The following is an 18,533-nucleotide window of genomic DNA, read 5'->3' on the forward strand; positions in this document are numbered from 1 at the left end:
CCGCTTGCTCAAAAGCGGTGTTCGGCATTACCCGGGATAAGGCGGAGCATCGGGGCTCCGCCAGATCATTACCCATCCTCTCCGGGAAATTACTGAACTACGCTTTCCTCGACGGCAATCACGGCCGCTTGCCGTTCCTCGCCCTTGCCGATTTCCAGCAAATCCCAGAACAACAAGCCACCGCCCACCGCCGTCATCAAACCAAATACCATACGCCAAATCATGGCCTGCATGAACCAAGGGTGATTTTGGGCGGCGAAATAGCCGGCCCAGGTAGAGCCTTCCACTGCCCGTTCGATAAACGATTGCTCGTAACCGGCGATCAACAGTGCCACGGTCATACCCATTACCCCCAGGTTCAGCAACACACAGGCGGCTTTCCAGCGCCAGCCGTTAACCAAGTCGCCGCCCATCCAGACATTGCCTCGCGCCTGTTGCGCCGCCAAATAAAAGAAGGCGATATTGATCGTGGCATAGGCGCCGAAGAAGGCCAGATGCCCATGCGATGCCGACCACTGGGTGCCGTGGGTATATAAATTGATCTGCGGCAGGGTATGCATGAAGCCCCAAACCCCGGCCCCGAGAAAATTGCCGAAGGCGTGGGCAATGATCCAGGCCAGCGCCGGATGGTTACTATTTTTGAAACGATGCGCCCCGGCATCGTAGATCGAATGCACCACCATCGCCACCAGCGGGATCGGCTCCAAAGCCGAGAAGAAACCGCCGATGGTGAACCAGTATTCCGGCGTACCGATCCAGAAATAATGGTGGCCCAACCCTAGAATGCCGGAGCCGAACATTAGCGCCACTTCGATATACAGCCAGGTTTGCACCACTTTTCGGCGCACGCCCAGCAGTTTCATCAGACTCCAGGCCATGATGCAGCCGACCAGCACTTCCCAAGTGGCTTCCACCCACAGATGGATTACCCACCACCACCAGTATTGGTCGACGGATATATTGGTGACATAAAACATGCCGGCGGTGTACAAACCGGCCAGCGCTACCAAGTCCAGAGTTAATACGCCGGCGATGCCCGACCATTTGCCGGCGGCAAAAGTCGCGGCGACGTTGTAGAAGAAAATCAGCATCACCACGACGATGCCGATGTCGGCCCAGCGCGGCGCTTCGATGTATTCTCGGCCTTCGTTGATCAGCCAAAGAGAGGTGTCGTTACCGGCGCCGAACTGTATCAACAAATAGACCAGCACCACCAACGTAACCGCGCCGGTCAACACCCAGAATGCCAACTGTCCCCATTTTAGGCCGACGATGGGCACACCGCTTTCGTCTTCCAAAAACCAGTATACCGAGCCGATGAAGCCGTACAGCATCCACACCACCATGGCGTTGATATGCACCATGCGATTAACGTTGAAGTCGAGGATTTCATACAAAAAACTCGGAAAGATAAACTGCAACCCAGCCAGCAACCCAAACAACAGTTGCGCCATGAACAACACCATGGCGACGGTAAAATAATGCACCGCCAGTTTCTGGCCGCCGCTCAAATGTGGATTGGCCATGAATACGGCGTGGCGTTGCTTGCAACCGGCCCAACAAACCGCGGCTTTTTCTTGATAGGTTTGTAGCGTCATCTGTTATTCCTCTTCGCCGATGGCTTTGAAATTATGCGGAAACCCGTTAGTGTCGATGGCCGACATCCATTTCAAAAAGGCGACGATGGCCTCCGCTTCCAACTGGGTAATGTCCAGATTGGGCATCTTGCGGTTGGTACCAAAGGTGCGGGCATTTTTTTCCGGATCGAGCAGAAAATTGACCATCATCTGTTCACGCGATTCCTTTGCTATCCAGCCTTGATCCAACCAGGCCTTGGTCAAATCCGGCGCGTAATAGGCGCCGTTGCCGAGCAGGGTGTGACAATTCATGCAGTTTTTAGCCTGCACGGTTTTTTTGCCTAGATCGACCAGATTTTCAGCCTCTTCTTCGCTCAATAGTTTGCCAAATAGCGGCGCATCGTCACCGATCACCGGTTGATAACGCTGTTTGGCCTTGTCGAAGCGGTAGCTAACGTCTTTGTTGATGACGCTGTAAGCCTGCACCCTGGAACTACCGGCGCTGATTTGTTTCAGCGAGTCGAAGGTTAAAATCACCAGTAACACAAAGGAACCACCGGTGACCCAAATCGCGGTTTTTTTCCAGAATGTTTCCGATGCCCAGCGTGGGATTTGTTCGGTCATGCTAACCTCCAGGGTGTTGTGAGTGTTCGGATTCGTCGGCATGGGTGGCGGCGCACAATCGCCAAATCAAATAAGGCATCCAGCCGTAACCCGCTGCCATTAGAAAAGATAGGCCTAGCCAATAACCGCTAAAGTGATTGATTTGACTGAACAGGCCAACAGTAATCAATAAGGCAAAATAGACAAACCATGCGCCAAGCTGAAACCGATATTGAGCGGTGATTTTTGCCCAGGCGAAAAGACCGGCATATAAAGCGCCCAGCAAGATAATCATGGCAGCACTAAAAAAACTCAGAAAAAAGTCCGCCAGCGCGACCGGTTCGATCAACATACGCCGGGTGAAGCAAGCAATAACAAAGCTTTTAGCATATAAATCTCCCATATATTGCCAAAGAGTGTAGTCTTTCTTGCCGGTTATTGCTACAGTCAGCGAAAAACGCCTAAACACTGATGGCTTAAGTGAAGTTTGTCCAGGGCTTTACTGCCAAAAATATACTAGCAACGCACCCAAACACCCCTTCTGAGTCAACAAAAACAGGAATGATCCTCAGCCGCGCGCATAGCGGGATTGATTGCCAATTCAGCCCTGGTCGATGAATGCGGCAGGAATCGCAACTTCCAGCCGATTGCGGCCATTTTGCTTGGCTCGGTACAAGGCGTCGTCCGCAACTTGGATGATCGTCGACAACGAATCCGCGGCTTCCACGCGCCGGGTGCAAATGCCGATCGAAATGGTCGTCGGTATGGCTTGTCCCTGATAGGTAAAGCAGTGCTGCATCACGGACCGCCGGATTCTATCCGCCCAACCCGTCGCGGCGTTTTCCGGGGTTTCGCGCAACAGCATGATGAACTCTTCGCCACCGTAACGGGCCAGCAAATCCTCCTTACGCATTTCCTCGGCTAAAATCGAGGCCAATTCCTTCAAAATTTGATCGCCGGCCGGATGCCCATGGTTATCATTTTTTCGTTTGAAATGATCGACATCGCACATGATGATAGTCAACAAGGCATTATTGCGCTTGCAAAACGAAAACTCTTCCTGTGCCCGCTGCATGAATGCACCCCGATTGAGGATACCGGTCAACGCGTCGGTATAAGCCGCCCGATACAACGCCTGTTCCGATTCGGCTTCGCTAATGCACTTGTAATCAACGCGCATCACGGTATCTCCGGCCTGAATCCGATCATGCACGTCCAACCAGCGTTTTGCGATGCGTTCGCCGGCCAGAAAGGTGCCGTTGGTGGATTGTAAATCTTCCAGCAAAATGCGCTCGGAACAAACAGTCAGCAGGCCATGCTTTCTGGAAATTTTCGGATCGCCAATCACAATATCCGCATCATCGCTACGACCGAACACATGGCGTTGCCGGTCGAGTTTGAACTGCTTACCCCGATCGCAGCCCGCCAGAATCACCAAATAGGGTTCGAGCGCGGCCTTGCCGTGCCCCCTATTGAAAACTTCACCGACCATGGTAATTGAAGCTGGCAGCGATATTTTTTTGTTCGGAGAATTCATGACGCGAACCGGATTAATGATTTAACGGCGGAAGCCGGTGGATGCAGCTGATTGGCAAAACCTTAAGGTATCCAATGACGAATACCGGTTTTAACAAACTACCTAACAGGCCAAGCACGAGACAGAATAGAAACCGGCCATTCAATAATGGTTCGCAGTGTCTCAAATAGCGGCTCGGGCATCAAGCTTAGCCGCTCCAGCCAGCATGAATGGTTCATAGGCGCCATTGCCCATTTACAGGAAAAACGGCAGCGAGCTTATGTTTACCAAACCATTTGACTCAATTCCTTCGGCAAGCCGCGGTAGCCCATGGCAGATCAGCGGAATCAACTTGTTCAGCTGTCTTTGGACATAAAAAAACCCCGGCACCCAAGGGCACCGAGGTTTTTTAGTGTAAGCAGCGTTTAAAACGGCAATTACATCATGCCGCCCATACCGCCCATGCCGCCCATGTCAGGCATTGCAGGAGCCTTGCTATCAGCCGGCAGATCGGCAATCATCACTTCGGTAGTGATCATCAGACCGGCCACGGAGGCTGCATTTTGCAATGCATAACGGGTTACTTTGGCGGGATCCAGAATACCCATTGCAATCATGTCGCCGTATTCACCGGTGGCTGCGTTGTAACCGAAGTTACCCGTGCCTTTTTTGACTTCGTTCAGTACAACCGAAGCTTCGTCGCCGGCGTTGGTGACGATTTGGCGCAGGGGCTCTTCCATCGCGCGACGCAGGATGTTGATACCGACGGTTTGGTCGTGGTTGTTGCCTTGCAGGCCCTCCAGCGCGGACAGCGCACGAATCAGCGCGGTACCGCCACCGGCGACCACGCCTTCTTCAACCGCCGCGCGGGTTGAATGCAGCGCGTCTTCAACGCGGGCTTTCTTCTCTTTCATTTCAACTTCGGTCGCGGCACCGACTTTGATCACCGCTACGCCGCCAGCCAATTTAGCCAGACGTTCTTGCAGTTTTTCACGGTCGTAATCGGAAGTCGCTTCGTCGGCTTGAGCACGGATTTGAGCCACGCGGCCTTTGATTTGGCCTTCGTCGCCGGCACCGTCGATGATGGTGGTGTTTTCTTTGTTGATTTGGACGCGTTTTGCGGTGCCCAATTGAGAAATGTCGGCTTTTTCCAGAGACAGGCCCACTTCCTCGGAGATCACTACGCCGCCGGTCAGAACCGCGATGTCTTCCAGCATGGCTTTACGGCGGTCGCCGAAGCCAGGTGCTTTGACTGCCGCGACTTTAACGATACCGCGCATGTTGTTGACAACCAGAGTCGCCAAGGCTTCGCCTTCGACGTCTTCGGCAATGATCAACAGTGAACGGCCTGATTTGGCCACACCTTCCAGAATCGGCAACATTTCGCGGATGTTGGAGATTTTTTTGTCGTACAACAGGACGAATGGATCGTCCAGTTCAACGCTCATATTTTCTTGTTTGTTGATGAAATATGGGGACAGGTAGCCGCGGTCGAATTGCATACCTTCGACGACGTCCAGTTCATTGTTCAAACCAGTGCCTTCTTCAACGGTGATAACACCTTCTTTACCGACTTTTTCCATCGCTTCGGCGATGATCGCGCCGACGGATTCGTCGGAGTTGGCGGAGATAGTGCCGACTTGAGCGATGGCATGGCTGTCGACGCAAGGGGTTGCGGCCTTTTCGATCGCCGCAACCGCCGCGCTAACCGCTGTGTCGATACCACGTTTCAGATCCATCGGGTTCATGCCCGCGGCGACTGATTTCAAGCCTTCGTTGACGATAGCTTGAGCCAAAACGGTTGCGGTGGTGGTGCCGTCGCCGGCCACATCGGAAGTCTTGGAAGCGACCTCTTTCACCATTTGCGCACCCATATTTTCGAACTTGTCTTGCAATTCGATTTCTTTCGCGACTGAAACGCCGTCCTTGGTGATGGTTGGAGCGCCGAAGCTTTTATCCAGTACGGCGTTACGGCCTTTAGGACCCAAGGTAACTTTTACCGCGTTAGCCAGGATGTTGACACCTTGCGCCATTAATGCGCGGGCTTCGCCGCCAAATTTTACGTCTTTTGCTGCCATTTTTTATATTCCTAATCTATTAACTAATTGATAAACAATCGTTTGGGATTAACCCAAGATGCCCATGATGTCTTCTTCGCGCATGACGATATATTGCTCGCCATCGACTTTGACTTCAGTGCCGGAATATTTGCCGAACAATACTTTGTCGCCAACTTTAACTTCCAGAGCACGCACTTGGCCGTTATCCAATTGTTTGCCGGAACCGACGGCCAGTACTTCGCCTTCGCTAGGCTTTTCCGCGGCGGAACCGGGTAATACGATACCACCGGCGGTTTTGGTTTCTTCTTCAACGCGTTTTACGACAACGCGGTCATGTAACGGACGAATTTTCATCAATATCTCCTTAATGTAGATTAAAGTTAACGTTTAAATAACTTATTAGCACTCTCTAGCCATGAGTGCTAATAATATCGGGGTTTTGCACTCTGTCAAGCTCTTTGGCATTATCTGCGACCTACTCATCACAGCCATCATCATGAACGACCAACAATTACTCCGTTACAGCCGCCAGATCATGCTGCCGCAAGTCGATATGACTGGGCAGCAAAAGTTACTCGACGCCAAGATATTGATCGTCGGCGCCGGCGGCCTCGGTTCCCCCGCGGCGATGTACCTCGCCGCGGCAGGTATTGGACAAATCACTATCTACGATGACGATCAGGTGGATTTAACCAATTTGCAACGACAGATTGCCCACAACACCCCCGATATAGGGCTGGATAAAGTCATTTCAACCCTTAACACCCTGAAAAAAATCAATCCGGAAGTGAATGTGCTGGCCCATAAGGCTCGATTACAGGGACAACTTCTGGATCGGGAAGTCGCGGCGGCCGATGTGGTGCTCGACTGCAGCGATAACTTCGGTACCCGCTTCGCGATCAACCGAGCTTGCGTCGAACAACACACGCCGCTGGTATCGGGCGCGGCGATTCGTTTCGAAGGCCAAATCAGCGTATTCACCCCCGGACTGAACGACAGCCCTTGCTACAATTGTTTGTATCAAAGCGATGGCGAGGAATTGCAAAACTGCGCCCGCAACGGCGTGATTGCGCCGATTACCGGTATTGTCGGCAGCATTCAGGCTTTGGAAGCGATGAAAATCATCATGAACATTGGAGAAAGCTTGACCGGCCGCCTACTGTTGCTGGACAGCCTCAATATGGAATGGCAAACCTTGCGCCTGAAGAAAAATCCGGCTTGCCCGACTTGCGGCACGGATTAACAAACCATGGCTACAAAAAAGCCGGGTTTCCCCGGCTTTTGTAATGAGCGGTAGTTATTTTTTACCGATCACCGCTTTAACTTTATCGATTAGTTTTGCGGCTATATTCAACACCGCCGACTCGCTGTCGCCATGCGGTTCAATATCCCCAAACGGCTCGCCACTCTTCATCGTGTACATATAAATAAAATAACCTAGCGGTGCAAATGCAAAACAGGCTATCACCAGCATCCAAACCCAAAGTTCTATTACGCCACCCATAGTCTCCTCCAATTTGTTGTTTTTGTTTTTAAAATAAGGCCTTGACCTTATAGCGGAATATAACCCCATCCTGAATGGGGAACAAGCGTAAAATTATTACTTCAAAATTGCGACACATCCGTTTAATCTTGCAGCCCGCTATTGCTAGGTTGTTGAAGCAAATAATCCCGCAAACTCCGGAGTCAACGATGAACCCGCCGAAAACCGACTGGCACAGCCTGCCCCCCGATGCTCTATTGCGCGACTTAGGCATCGAGATTCAGCAAGGTTTGAGCGAGGCCGAGGCACAAAAGCGTCTTGCCGATTACGGCCCCAATCGACTGACTCCGCGCAAAGGCAAAAGCCCGTTGCGGCTATTTCTGTCGCAATTCCATCAACCGCTGGTTTACATATTGTTGTTATCCGCCGCGATTACGGCATTTTTGGAAGAATGGGTCGATAGCAGCGTCATCTTTGGAGTGGTACTGGTCAACGCCATCATTGGCTTTATCCAGGAAGCCAATGCCTTGAGAGCCATTAATGCACTGGCTCAAGTTCTCAATATCAGCAGCACGGTGTTACGCGACGGCCAACGTCGTCAGATCTCGGCCAGTGAACTGGCTCCCGGCGATTTGGTTTTTTTGCAATCCGGCGACAAGGTACCCGCCGATTTACGCCTGCTACAAATTCGCGAGTTGCAAATTGACGAATCCGCATTGACCGGCGAATCGGTGCCGGTGGAAAAACAAACCGGCACCCTGGATGCCGCCACAATACTGGCCGATCGAAACAATATGGCTTACTCGTCGACATTGGTGACTTACGGAGGCGGACTAGGTTTGGTCGTGGGAACCGGCGATCGCACCGAAATCGGTCTGATCAATCGCATGATCGCCAGCGCGACCGATCTGGAAACACCGCTAACGCAGAAAATCAGCCAATTCAGCCAGCTTTTGCTCTGGATCATCATCGGCTGCGCCGTGCTGACCTTTGGTGTCGGCGTCTGGCGCGGACACTCCATGCTGGATATGTTCATGGCCTGTGTCGCGTTGGCCGTCGGTGCAATCCCAGAGGGGCTGCCGGCCGCGATCACCATTACCCTGGCGATCGGCGTATCGCGCATGGCCAAACGCAATGCCATCATCCGCAAGCTGCCGGCCGTGGAGACGTTGGGTAGTACGACAGTCATCTGCTCGGACAAAACCGGCACCCTAACCCAGAACCAGATGACGGTTCAGACCATATACACTGGCGGCGAATATTTCGAAGTCGGCGGCAGCGGTTACACCCCCGAAGGTAAATTCAACCTCAATGGCGAAACGATAACCCCGCAAATCAATCCCGCCTTGATGGAATGCCTCAAGGCCGGCCTACTGTGTAACGATGCCCGGCTGGTAGCCGACCCTGATAATTGGAGCATCGAAGGCGATCCCACCGAGGGCGCATTACTGGTGGCCGCTCACAAGGCCGGCCTGCATCAAACCCAAGTCAGTAGTGATCATCCGAGGCTGGATGCGATACCGTTCGAATCTCAACATCAATTCATGGCTACGCTGCACCACAATCTGGCTCAGGACGCTCGGCATATCTATATGAAAGGATCGATCGAAAGCCTGTTGTCTCGTTGCGACAAAGCTTTTGACAGTCAGATGCAGCTCGTGGCTCTCGATAAAGATCAGCTTCATCGTCAGGTTGAAGAAATGGCCGCGCGTGGCCTTCGCGTACTGGCCTTTGCCCGTTCCGATCACCAAGACAATGAGGTTCAGCACGATGAAGTATGCGGCGGCCTGACCTTCCTGGGGTTGCAAGCCATGATCGATCCGCCGCGACCGGAAGCCGCCGCCTCCATTGCCGCCTGTTACCAAGCCGGCATTCAGGTCAAAATGATCACCGGGGACCACCCGATCACCGCTCTGGCCATCGCCCGTCAACTGGGTATGCGTCAAACCGAACGGGTTATCAGCGGTGCCGAATTGCAAGCGATTGAGCAAAGCCAATATCCGGTACTGGTGGAGCAATGTTCCGTCTATGCCCGCATTGCCCCGGAACAAAAACTACAGTTGGTGCAAGCGTTGCAGGCCAACGGTCATGTGGTGGCAATGACCGGCGACGGCGTCAACGATGCTCCCGCGTTACGGCAAGCCAACATCGGCGTGGCGATGGGACTTGGAGGCACCGAAGTCGCCAAGGAAGCGGCGGCGATGATACTGACCGACGATCATTTCGCCACCATTGAAGCGGCCGTGGAAGAAGGTCGCGGCGTGTTCGACAATCTGGTGAAATTCATCGCCTGGACCTTACCGACCAACCTAGGAGAAGGCCTGGTGATTACCGCGGCGGTGTTCGCCAATGTCGCCTTGCCCATCACCCCGGTACAAATCCTGTGGATCAATATGACCACCGCTGTGTTACTCGGCCTAATGCTGTCGTTCGAGCCCAAGGAACCGGGCTTGATGGATAGGCAACCACGCAATCCCAAGCAACCTATTCTAACTAAGCACCTGGTATTTAGGGTTTGTCTGGTTGGCGTATTATTACTGGCGGGATCTTTCGGTTTATTCGAATATGAGTTAGCTCAGGGTAAATCATTGGCGGTAGCTCGCTCCGTCGCCGTCAATGTGTTCGTAATTTGCGAACTGTTTTATCTATTCAACTGCCGTTCGTTGAATTATTCGATGTTTCACGTCGGTGTATTCTCCAACCTATGGGTCATCTTTGGCGTCACCAGCATGACGCTGTTGCAATTACTGTTTACCTACTGGCCGCCGATGCAAGCCTTATTCGGCAGTGCCGCAATCGGTGTTGAAGACTGGCTATTGATCCTAGCCTGCGGCCTGATTGTTTATAGCGTCGTGGGACTGGAAAAATTACTATGGCGTCTGTTTGCCTGATCATTGGGACCGATCAAATTGATCCAATAACGTCAAAATAACCGACAGACTGTGCAAGGCGGCTTTCGCCTCATCATCTTTCCCGCATCCAAGTTGTGCCTTGACTATTGCGCCGTCCACGGCCAGTGCGGCGGCATTGGCTAGAACCATACGTGATGCCGATTCGGGGAGTAAATCGGCGATAATCATCAACATATCCTGCTTATGATTTCGGCAAATATCCAGTACATCGGGCACGGCGTCCCCCAACTCCGCAGTAATATTGATAAACGCACAGCCACGAAACACCGGACTGGAAAACCACTCTTCCAGCGTGGCGACCAAGGGCAGCAAACCACCGCCCGACCGAGCGCCATGGCGCGGTAAAGCATCGGTAAACCATGCCATCCAACGCCAATGGCGGTAATCCAGAAAAGCCCGTATCAAATCGTGCTTGCTGGGGAAATGCCTATAAAACGTCACCTTGCTGACGCCGGATTCGGCAATCACTTTATCGATCCCCGTGGCTCGAATCCCATCGCGATAGAACAAATCATGCGCGGTGAGCAATATCCTGTCACGAGCCGGTTTATCCGCGATATTCGTTGTTGAAATCATAATCTGGATTGTAGACAACTCTGTCTACCATTGCTACCATTGTCGCATGTAGACAACTCTGTCTACATACTCCTTTCATTTCCCGTTGGAGATCAGCAATGGATACCAAACCGCCTTTACCTCCCTTTACCCCGGAAACCGCTCTACAAAAAGTACGCATGGCGGAAGATGCCTGGAACAGTCGCGATCCCGACCGCGTCGTGCAGGTATATACCGAAGACACCATCTGGCGCAACCGCTCGGAATTTCCACGAGGGCGCGAGCAAGTTCGTGAATTTTTACAGCGCAAATGGGCCAAGGAATTGGATTACCGCTTGATCAAGGAATTATGGGCCTATACCGAAAATCGGATCGCGGTGCGTTTTGCCTACGAGTGGCATGACGAAGCAGGTAACTGGTTCCGCAGCTACGGTAACGAGAATTGGGAATTTAACGAGTACGGCCTGATGCAACGGCGGTTCGCCAGCATCAACGATATGGCGATCAAGGAAAGCGAACGTTTATTTCATTGGCCTTTAGGCCGGCGACCGGACGGTCATCCGGGCTTGAGCGAATTAGATCTGTAGGTTGGAATTGGGACGATTTCAATCGCCCAAACAAAAAGGGGCGGATTTATCCGCCCCCCCTAGAGTCAAGCTTGCAATTAATTAATGGCTGACTTCGACCTTGTCGCCTTTTTTCTGGCCGATTTCCGCCAGGGTTTGGTTGAACCAGTCTGTGTCGATATTGAACGGTTTGCCGCCCTTGATGCGCGGAAACTCGATCGCGCGCAATACGTTGCCGTTGTCTTCGTCATGGCCAATCAGGCCTGATTCGCGGCGCAATGCGCATTCTACCGCCAGGTCGGCGCAGGATTTGATCAAGCGCATGTCGTCGATGTTGGCTGCGGAAGCGCGGGCGAAGTAGCCGGATTTTTGCACCAGGGTTTTCTCGGCGCCTATCATTTGCGAAAACTGCTCGCCGAACCATTTGCCGGGATTAACCGCATCCAGCTTGATGTGGCCGAACGCATCGCGCGGCACTTCCTGGCCTTTGGCCTGCATTTCGGCAACGATAGCTTCCACGCCGGCACCCTCGGAAACGAAGATATTGACGCAATCGACCTTGTCCATCACCTCGCGCAGACGCTTGGCTTCGGCTTCCAGATCGATGGCCATTTCCGGGATGAACACGGCGTGCACTTCATAAGATTCGCGGCTCAGGCCCAGTTCTGGCAACCACTCGGCTTGGTCCAGCAATTTGCGGTATTCCTGCGCGGTCGCGGCGGTCAACCAGCCGCAGTTACGGCCCATCACTTCGTGGACGATCAGCATGCGCGGGTTGGAATTGTTCTCCGCAACCACGTTCAAGAAGTATTTGGCGCCTTGCTCGGCGGCAGTCCAGGCACCCAGCGATTGTTTGATCGGGAAGACGTCGTTGTCGACGGTTTTCGGCAAGCCGATTACGGTCAGACCGTAGTTGTTGGTAGCCAGGAAGGCCGCCAGATCGGCCGCCGCGGTATTGGTGTCGTCGCCGCCGATGGTGTGCAGGATGTCGACGCCGTCTTTAATCAATTGGTCGGCCGCCACTTTTTGTGGATCTTCGCCTTCCTTGACCAGGCCGCGTTTCAGGCAGTCTTTAATGTTGGTCAGTTTGACCCGGCTGTTGCCGATCACTGAACCACCGAAGCGTTGCAGCAAACCCGCTTTTTTTCGAACTTCTTCGGTCACGACATAGGAATCGCCGAGCAGTAGGCCTTTGTAACCACCGCGATAACAAATAATTTCAATACTAGGATCGATTTCGGTATAGCGTTCAATCAAGCTTCCGACTGCGGAGTTCAAGCAAGGTGCCAGGCCGCCGGCGGTGAGTATTGCAACTTTTTTGGGTTTATTCATGAGCGTATCGAATATAAGAGTTAAAAAAACCAGTAATAGCAGCCGACTAACTAGCCATCCACTATCAGACGAACCGACATCTTATTCGTAAGACTCGTCATCGTGCGTGACCGATAATTTTAACACAAGCTTTTCGTTTGTCAGGGATGATCTATACGAATCAATCTCAAGAGTCGTCGGATTGGGCAATAAATTGCAAAGAGGCTAAATCGGCCATTACCGCTCCGGGCAGAATGGCTATATACGATACCGGATGCGCATCTGTCGTGGTGATTCTGATTCTGGTTTGCCCGCCCTGCCCGGTAATCGACAAAGACAAATATTCACTCATGCCACTACCTTGCCCAGTACGAAGTAGCTCCATTAATGACACGGGCATCTTGTCGGGAGAGTAATGTTTGATTCTGGGTTTGAAGTTTTCTGCCATCTATTTATACCGATAGAACAAGCGGTTGATGCGTATAAAAGCATACTGATTTACTTTGTATATTCTAGTGTACCAAGGGACAGCAAATACTCGGTGGTGCTTATCCTGAATGTATCCATTCGTTAATCGCCCGACAGAACGCTTCGGGAGCCTCTACATACAGCCAATGACCGGTATCGGCTATTTCGACAATCTCCGCTCGAGGAAATGTTCTAAACACTGTTTCTGGTTGAATATATGCGGAATGCTGGCCCGCAATAAACAATGCCGGTTTAGGATAGGTTGGCTGTATAGGCTCGGGAAAACCAACAATGTGATGGGCTGTTTGCCGAATAATATCCAGATTGATACGCCAAAAATAACGGCCGTCTTTTAGCAACAAATTCTGTAATAAAAACTGCCGAAACCTCATATCGGGAATAGCTTCAGCCAAATATTGCTCGGCATGTTTACGATTTGTCAGTTGATCCAAAGGCACTTGTCTAAGTGCATGAATTATGGCATCAAAACCGTGCTTGTAATTCACCGGCGCGATATCGGCCACCATCAACTTTTCAACCCGATCCGGATAATGCAAAGCAAACCACATCGCAATTTTGCCCCCCATACTGTGACCCAGTAAATGCGCTTTTTGCAAGCCCAGATTATCCATAAACCAGGCAATATCACTCGCCATCACCGGGTAATCCATGTGCTCGGCGTGCGGCGAGGCGCCATGATTGCGCATGTCTAATACATAAACATGATGCTTTTCCGCCAAACGATTGGCTACCGTGCGCCAGTTTCTCGAGGATGCTAAAAAACCGTGCAGAATAATCAACGGACAGGCCTGAGCATCACCAAAACTTTCAAAAACAAGATCAACCGGTTTCATGACGTCTCAAGCAAAACCGAATAACGCACCTAACAATCCACCAAACACCCCACCCCAGACCACTAACCAACCCAAGTGGGTTTTGATGATGTTTTGCACAATTTCCTTGACCATTTGCGGAGTCAACTCGCTCAAACGCCTATCGATAACCACCTCGATTTTGCCAGTCAAATCTTCACCAATCTTGTGTGCATTCAGACCCTGCTGCAACGCGTGTTTAAACCGCTCCGACTCTACCATTTCATGTAGAGTGTGCTGCATTTTCTCGATAAATGGCTGTTTCAAAGGCAATAAAGCTTCTTCCCCTCCCATCATCATCAGCATTCCGCCAAAGGAAGAATTCATAATCGACGATACCAAACCTTCATAAACCTTGTCATAATCCACTGCATTCAATAATGGACTAAGGTTCAATACCTTACCCCCCTCCTGCTCTTCATTTTCGATGAAGTGCTCGATATTTTCCACGGTAAAAAACTGCTCCATCATCAATGCCTTGATTGAAATCTTGAATTCTTCAAACCGGTCGGGAATAATTCCGGAGCCATATAAAAATGGCACTTTTTCAAACAGCATATGGATCGCAAGCCAATTGGTAATCGCGCCCGAGAAGGCAAAAAAACCAATTGCCTTGGTAATTTCCGGATAGACTGGACACACATAGCCGGTGGCTATAATCAGTAATGAAATAAAATTGGTGACACTACTTTTGTTAACAAGTTTTTTCATAGTCAATTCCGTAAAAACAGAGACAAAGAATTATCCCGCGCAACCGCTCAGGCAAAAAAAAAGCCCATCATGAGTAGATGGGCTTTTAAATTTAAGAGCTTGGCGATGTCCTACTTTCACATGGCAACCTGCCACACTATCATCGGCGCTAAGCGGTTTCACTTCCGAGTTCGGGATGGGATCGGGTGGTTCACGCTCGCTATGTTCACCAAGCAAACTGGTTTGGCTGGATCTATTATCCAACCGTCATGCACAGGTTAGGTTCATGGCCTCATTGGGCTTTGTTCCCTTAGGCTTTTCTCTCGCGTGCTCACTTTTGATGGGTGTTCACCGCGGCTTTTGCCTTGACCTGTTTTTCATGGAAATCTGTATCGAGTTTTTCGTTCTCAGTTGCTTATCAGCTATTGTCGTCTGACCTACCCAAACGCATTGGGTGTTATATGGTCAAGCCTCACGGGCAATTAGTACACGTTAGCTACGCCCATTACTGGACTTCCACACCGTGCCTATCAACGTCGTAGTCTCCGACGGCCCTTCAGGGGACTTATAGTCCCAGTGAGATCTCATCTTGGGAGGGGCTTCCCGCTTAGATGCTTTCAGCGGTTATCCTGTCCGAACGTGGCTACCCAGCAATGCCCTTGGCAGGACAACTGGAACACCAGAGGTTCGTCCACTTCGGTCCTCTCGTACTAGAAGCAGCTTCCCTCAAATCTCAAACGCCCACGGCAGATAGGGACCGAACTGTCTCACGACGTTCTGAACCCAGCTCGCGTACCACTTTAAATGGCGAACAGCCATACCCTTGGGACCTGCTTCAGCCCCAGGATGTGATGAGCCGACATCGAGGTGCCAAACACCGCCGTCGATATGAACTCTTGGGCGGTATCAGCCTGTTATCCCCGGCGTACCTTTTATCCGTTGAGCGATGGCCCTTCCATACAGAACCACCGGATCACTAAGACCTACTTTCGTACCTGCTCGACTTGTCCGTCTCGCAGTCAAGCACCCTTATGCCTTTGCACTCATTGCCTGATTTCCGACCAGGCTGAGGGTACCTTCGTGCTCCTCCGTTACTCTTTGGGAGGAGACCGCCCCAGTCAAACTACCCACCAGACACTGTCCCTAATCCAGATAATGGATCGAGGTTAGAACTCCAAACATACCAGGGTGGTATTTCAAGGTTGGCTCCACAAGAACTGGCGTTCCTGCTTCAAAGCCTCCCACCTATCCTACACAAGTAGGTTCAAAGTCCAGTGTCAAGCTATAGTAAAGGTGCACGGGGTCTTTCCGTCTAGCCGCGGGTACACTGCATCTTCACAGCGATTTCAATTTCACTGAGTCCCAGGTGGAGACAGTGTGGCCATCGTTACGCCATTCGTGCAGGTCGGAACTTACCCGACAAGGAATTTCGCTACCTTAGGACCGTTATAGTTACGGCCGCCGTTTACTGGGGCTTCGATCAAGAGCTTCTCCGAAGATAACCCCATCAATTAACCTTCCAGCACCGGGCAGGCGTCACACCCTATACGTCCACTTTCGTGTTTGCAGAGTGCTATGTTTTTGCTAAACAGTCGCAGCCACCGATTTTTTGCAACCCCCTTCCGCTCCGTGAGCAAGTCACTTCACGACATGAGGGCATACCTTCTCCCGAAGTTACGGTATCATTTTGCCTAGTTCCTTCACCTGGGTTCTCTCAAGCGCCTTAGAATTTTCATCCCACCCACCTGTGTCGGTTTAGGGTACGGCCACTTGTAACCTGAAGCTTAGAGGTTTTTCTTGGAAGCAGGGCATCTATCACTTCGCTGTTCCGAAGAACAGCTCGTCATCACGCCTCAGCATAGAGACTCCCGGATTTGCCTAAGAGTCATGCCTACACGCTTAAACTGCCACTTCCAACCGACAGCTGATATAGCCTTCTCCGTCACCCCATCGCAGTTACAACTGGTACAGGAATATTAACCTGTTTTCCATCGACTACGCCTTTCGGCCTCGCCTTAGGTGCCGACTAACCCTGCGTCGATTAACGTTGCGCAGGAAACCTTGGGTTTACGGCGAGAGGGTTTTTCACCCTCTTTATCGTTACTTATGTCAGCATTCGCACTTCTGATACCTCCAGCCAACTTCTCAATTGACCTTCGCAGGCGTACAGAACGCTCCTCTACCACTCACGCTTAACGCGTAAATCCGTAGCTTCGGTACTATGCTTAGCCCCGGTAAATCTTCCGCGCAGACCGACTCGACCAGTGAGCTATTACGCTTTCTTTAAAGGATGGCTGCTTCTAAGCCAACCTCCTGGCTGTCTGTGCCTTTCCACATCGTTTCCCACTGAGCATAGATTTGGGGACCTTAGCTGACGGTCTGGGCTGTTTCCCTTTTCACGACGGACCTTATCACCCGCCGTGTGTCTCCCGTGCTTGCACTTGCTGGTATTCGGAGTTTGCATCGGGTTGGTAAGTCGGGATGACCCCCTAGCCGAAACAGTGCTCTACCCCCAGCAGTGATACACGAGGCGCTACCTAAATAGCTTTCGAGGAGAACCAGCTATCTCCGAGCTTGATTAGCCTTTCACTCCGATCCACAGCTCATCCCCGTCTTTTTCAACAGACGTGGGTTCGGCCCTCCAGTTAGTATTACCCAACCTTCAGCCTGGCCATGGATAGATCGCCCGGTTTCGGGTCTACACCTTGCGACTAAACGCCCTATTAAGACTCGCTTTCGCTACGCCTCCCCTATTCGGTTAAGCTTGCCACAAAATGTAAGTCGCTGACCCATTATACAAAAGGTACGCAGTCACCCCACGAAGGGGCTCCCACTGCTTGTACGCATACGGTTTCAGGTTCTATTTCACTCCGCTCTCCGCGGTTCTTTTCGCCTTTCCCTCACGGTACTGGTTCACTATCGGTCAGTAAGGAGTATTTAGCCTTGGAGGATGGTCCCCCCATATTCAGTCAAAGTTTCACGTGCTCCGACCTACTCGATTTCACTAAAGAGACATTTTCGTGTACGGGGCTATCACCCTGTATCGCCGGACTTTCCAGACCGTTCCACTAACATTTCTCTAGCTTAAGGGCTAGTCCCCGTTCGCTCGCCACTACTTAGGGAATCTCGGTTGATTTCTTTTCCTCCGGGTACTTAGATGTTTCAGTTCTCCGGGTTCGCTTCAGTGAGCTATGTATTCACTCAAAGATGACGCGCTTATGCGCGCCGGGTTTCCCCATTCAGACATCTCCGGATCAAAGGTTGTTTGCCACCTCCCCGAAGCTTATCGCAGGCTACCACGTCTTTCATCGCCTCTTACTGCCTAGGCATCCACCGTATGCGCTTATTCACTTGACCATATAACCCGAATACGTCTGCTGTCACTCGGCTTTGGATTTTCATCTTTGGCTTCGTTAGGCTTACTTATCTAAGTTATTTGTCAGCTGACATGTTCGCTGATGTTTTGCTTGAGAACGCTTTGCCGTTTGTTTTTTAGCGCTTGTTTTGCAACAATTGCCACCACAAACTGCAACTCGTTTTAATCGCGATCTTGGCAGATCGTGATTTTTGTTACAGATTTCCACATTGTTAAAGAGCTATTGATACGAATACCAATGCTATGCAGTCTTTATCGGATCGATAAAACCGCATAGCGCTGATGTTCCTACAAGCTTCAAACCGACAACACCTTTTACTCTCACCTCGCCACATCATGACAAATGGTGGAGCCAGGGAGGATCGAACTCCCGACCTCCTGCGTGCAAGGCAGGCGCTCTCCCAGCTGAGCTATGGCCCCTAATCAGATCAAAGACGATTGCCTTTTTTCGTTAGTTGGTGGGTCTGGGAGGAGTTGAACCTCCGACCTCACCCTTATCAGGGGTGCGCTCTAACCAACTGAGCTACAGACCCAGGTGTGTCTT

15 protein-coding genes, 2 tRNA genes and 2 rRNA genes are annotated in these 18,533 nt (G+C 51.4%); 3 read left to right on the plus strand and 16 right to left on the minus strand.

Going from position 1 to position 18,533, the window contains the following annotated elements; all coding sequences use genetic code 11:
* Positions 1-89 precede the first annotated feature (89 nt).
* The 6 genes from IVG45_RS11680 to groES all read right to left on the minus strand — a co-directional run bounded on the left by IVG45_RS11680 (position 90) and on the right by groES (position 6,110).
* Positions 90-1,598: a cbb3-type cytochrome c oxidase subunit I gene (locus IVG45_RS11680; RefSeq protein ID WP_196434022.1), complete on the minus strand. Its 1,509-nt coding sequence runs from the start codon at positions 1,596-1,598 to the stop codon at positions 90-92.
* 3 nt (positions 1,599-1,601) lie between these two features.
* Positions 1,602-2,201: a c-type cytochrome gene (locus IVG45_RS11685; RefSeq protein WP_196434023.1), complete on the minus strand. Its 600-nt coding sequence runs from the start codon at positions 2,199-2,201 to the stop codon at positions 1,602-1,604.
* A gap of 1 nt (position 2,202) precedes the next feature.
* Positions 2,203-2,583, minus strand: a complete 381-nt coding sequence (locus IVG45_RS11690) for a hypothetical protein (RefSeq protein WP_230874553.1) — start codon at positions 2,581-2,583, stop codon at positions 2,203-2,205.
* Between the two features lie 198 nt (positions 2,584-2,781).
* A complete protein-coding gene (locus IVG45_RS11695) occupies positions 2,782-3,717 on the minus strand; it encodes a GGDEF domain-containing protein (RefSeq protein ID WP_196434024.1) in 936 nt (311 codons plus the stop codon).
* A 416-nt stretch (positions 3,718-4,133) separates the two neighbouring features.
* Positions 4,134-5,774 carry a chaperonin GroEL gene (groL, locus tag IVG45_RS11700; protein ID WP_196434025.1) on the minus strand — a complete coding sequence of 547 codons (1,641 nt, stop codon included), beginning with the start codon at positions 5,772-5,774 and terminating at the stop codon, positions 4,134-4,136.
* A gap of 48 nt (positions 5,775-5,822) precedes the next feature.
* The gene (gene groES / locus IVG45_RS11705) at positions 5,823-6,110 is read right to left on the minus strand and encodes a co-chaperone GroES (RefSeq protein WP_330165356.1); all 288 of its coding nucleotides are present in this window, start codon (positions 6,108-6,110) and stop codon (positions 5,823-5,825) included.
* Positions 6,111-6,252: 142 nt separating this feature from the next.
* On the opposite strand from groES, the gene IVG45_RS11710 reads away from it, so the two are divergent.
* Complete coding sequence (locus IVG45_RS11710) at positions 6,253-6,999, plus strand: HesA/MoeB/ThiF family protein (RefSeq protein ID WP_196434027.1); 747 nt, start codon at positions 6,253-6,255, stop codon at positions 6,997-6,999.
* Between the two features lie 54 nt (positions 7,000-7,053).
* On the opposite strand, the gene IVG45_RS11715 is transcribed toward IVG45_RS11710, so the two are convergent.
* Complete coding sequence (locus IVG45_RS11715) at positions 7,054-7,260, minus strand: hypothetical protein (RefSeq protein ID WP_196434028.1); 207 nt, start codon at positions 7,258-7,260, stop codon at positions 7,054-7,056.
* Positions 7,261-7,448: 188 nt separating this feature from the next.
* On the opposite strand from IVG45_RS11715, the gene IVG45_RS11720 reads away from it, so the two are divergent.
* Positions 7,449-10,130 (plus strand): cation-transporting P-type ATPase, encoded by a 2,682-nt coding sequence (locus IVG45_RS11720; protein ID WP_196434029.1) that lies wholly within the window; start codon positions 7,449-7,451, stop codon positions 10,128-10,130.
* Here IVG45_RS11720 and IVG45_RS11725 read toward each other — a convergent pair whose 3' ends face one another.
* Entirely contained in the window at positions 10,131-10,727 is a 597-nt protein-coding gene (locus IVG45_RS11725) for a TetR/AcrR family transcriptional regulator (RefSeq protein WP_230874554.1), read from the minus strand.
* A 98-nt stretch (positions 10,728-10,825) separates the two neighbouring features.
* Between IVG45_RS11725 and IVG45_RS11730 the strand changes: the two genes are divergently transcribed.
* On the plus strand, positions 10,826-11,293 hold the full coding sequence (locus IVG45_RS11730; RefSeq protein ID WP_196434030.1) for a nuclear transport factor 2 family protein: 468 nt from the start codon (positions 10,826-10,828) through the stop codon (positions 11,291-11,293).
* A gap of 81 nt (positions 11,294-11,374) precedes the next feature.
* Here the strand turns inward: IVG45_RS11730 and IVG45_RS11735 are convergent, their stop codons facing one another.
* The 8 genes from IVG45_RS11735 to IVG45_RS11770 form a co-directional block, all read right to left on the minus strand.
* Positions 11,375-12,604, minus strand: coding sequence for a pyrophosphate--fructose-6-phosphate 1-phosphotransferase (locus tag IVG45_RS11735; RefSeq protein ID WP_196434031.1), 1,230 nt, complete (start codon positions 12,602-12,604; stop codon positions 11,375-11,377).
* Positions 12,605-12,770: 166 nt separating this feature from the next.
* A complete protein-coding gene (locus IVG45_RS11740; RefSeq protein ID WP_196434032.1) occupies positions 12,771-12,935 on the minus strand; it encodes a hypothetical protein in 165 nt (54 codons plus the stop codon).
* 196 nt (positions 12,936-13,131) lie between these two features.
* Complete coding sequence (locus tag IVG45_RS11745; protein WP_196434033.1) at positions 13,132-13,905, minus strand: alpha/beta fold hydrolase; 774 nt, start codon at positions 13,903-13,905, stop codon at positions 13,132-13,134.
* Between the two features lie 6 nt (positions 13,906-13,911).
* On the minus strand, positions 13,912-14,634 hold the full coding sequence (locus tag IVG45_RS11750; RefSeq protein ID WP_196434034.1) for a DUF445 domain-containing protein: 723 nt from the start codon (positions 14,632-14,634) through the stop codon (positions 13,912-13,914).
* 97 nt (positions 14,635-14,731) lie between these two features.
* Positions 14,732-14,847 (minus strand): 5S ribosomal RNA (rrf, locus tag IVG45_RS11755).
* Positions 14,848-15,074: 227 nt separating this feature from the next.
* A 23S ribosomal RNA gene (locus tag IVG45_RS11760) occupies positions 15,075-17,970 on the minus strand.
* Between the two features lie 363 nt (positions 17,971-18,333).
* Positions 18,334-18,409: transfer RNA gene (locus tag IVG45_RS11765), tRNA-Ala, on the minus strand.
* Between the two features lie 36 nt (positions 18,410-18,445).
* Positions 18,446-18,522 (minus strand) — tRNA-Ile (locus IVG45_RS11770).
* Positions 18,523-18,533 lie beyond the last annotated feature (11 nt).

Source organism: Methylomonas sp. LL1, from assembly GCF_015711015.1.
GTDB lineage: Bacteria > Pseudomonadota > Gammaproteobacteria > Methylococcales > Methylomonadaceae > Methylomonas.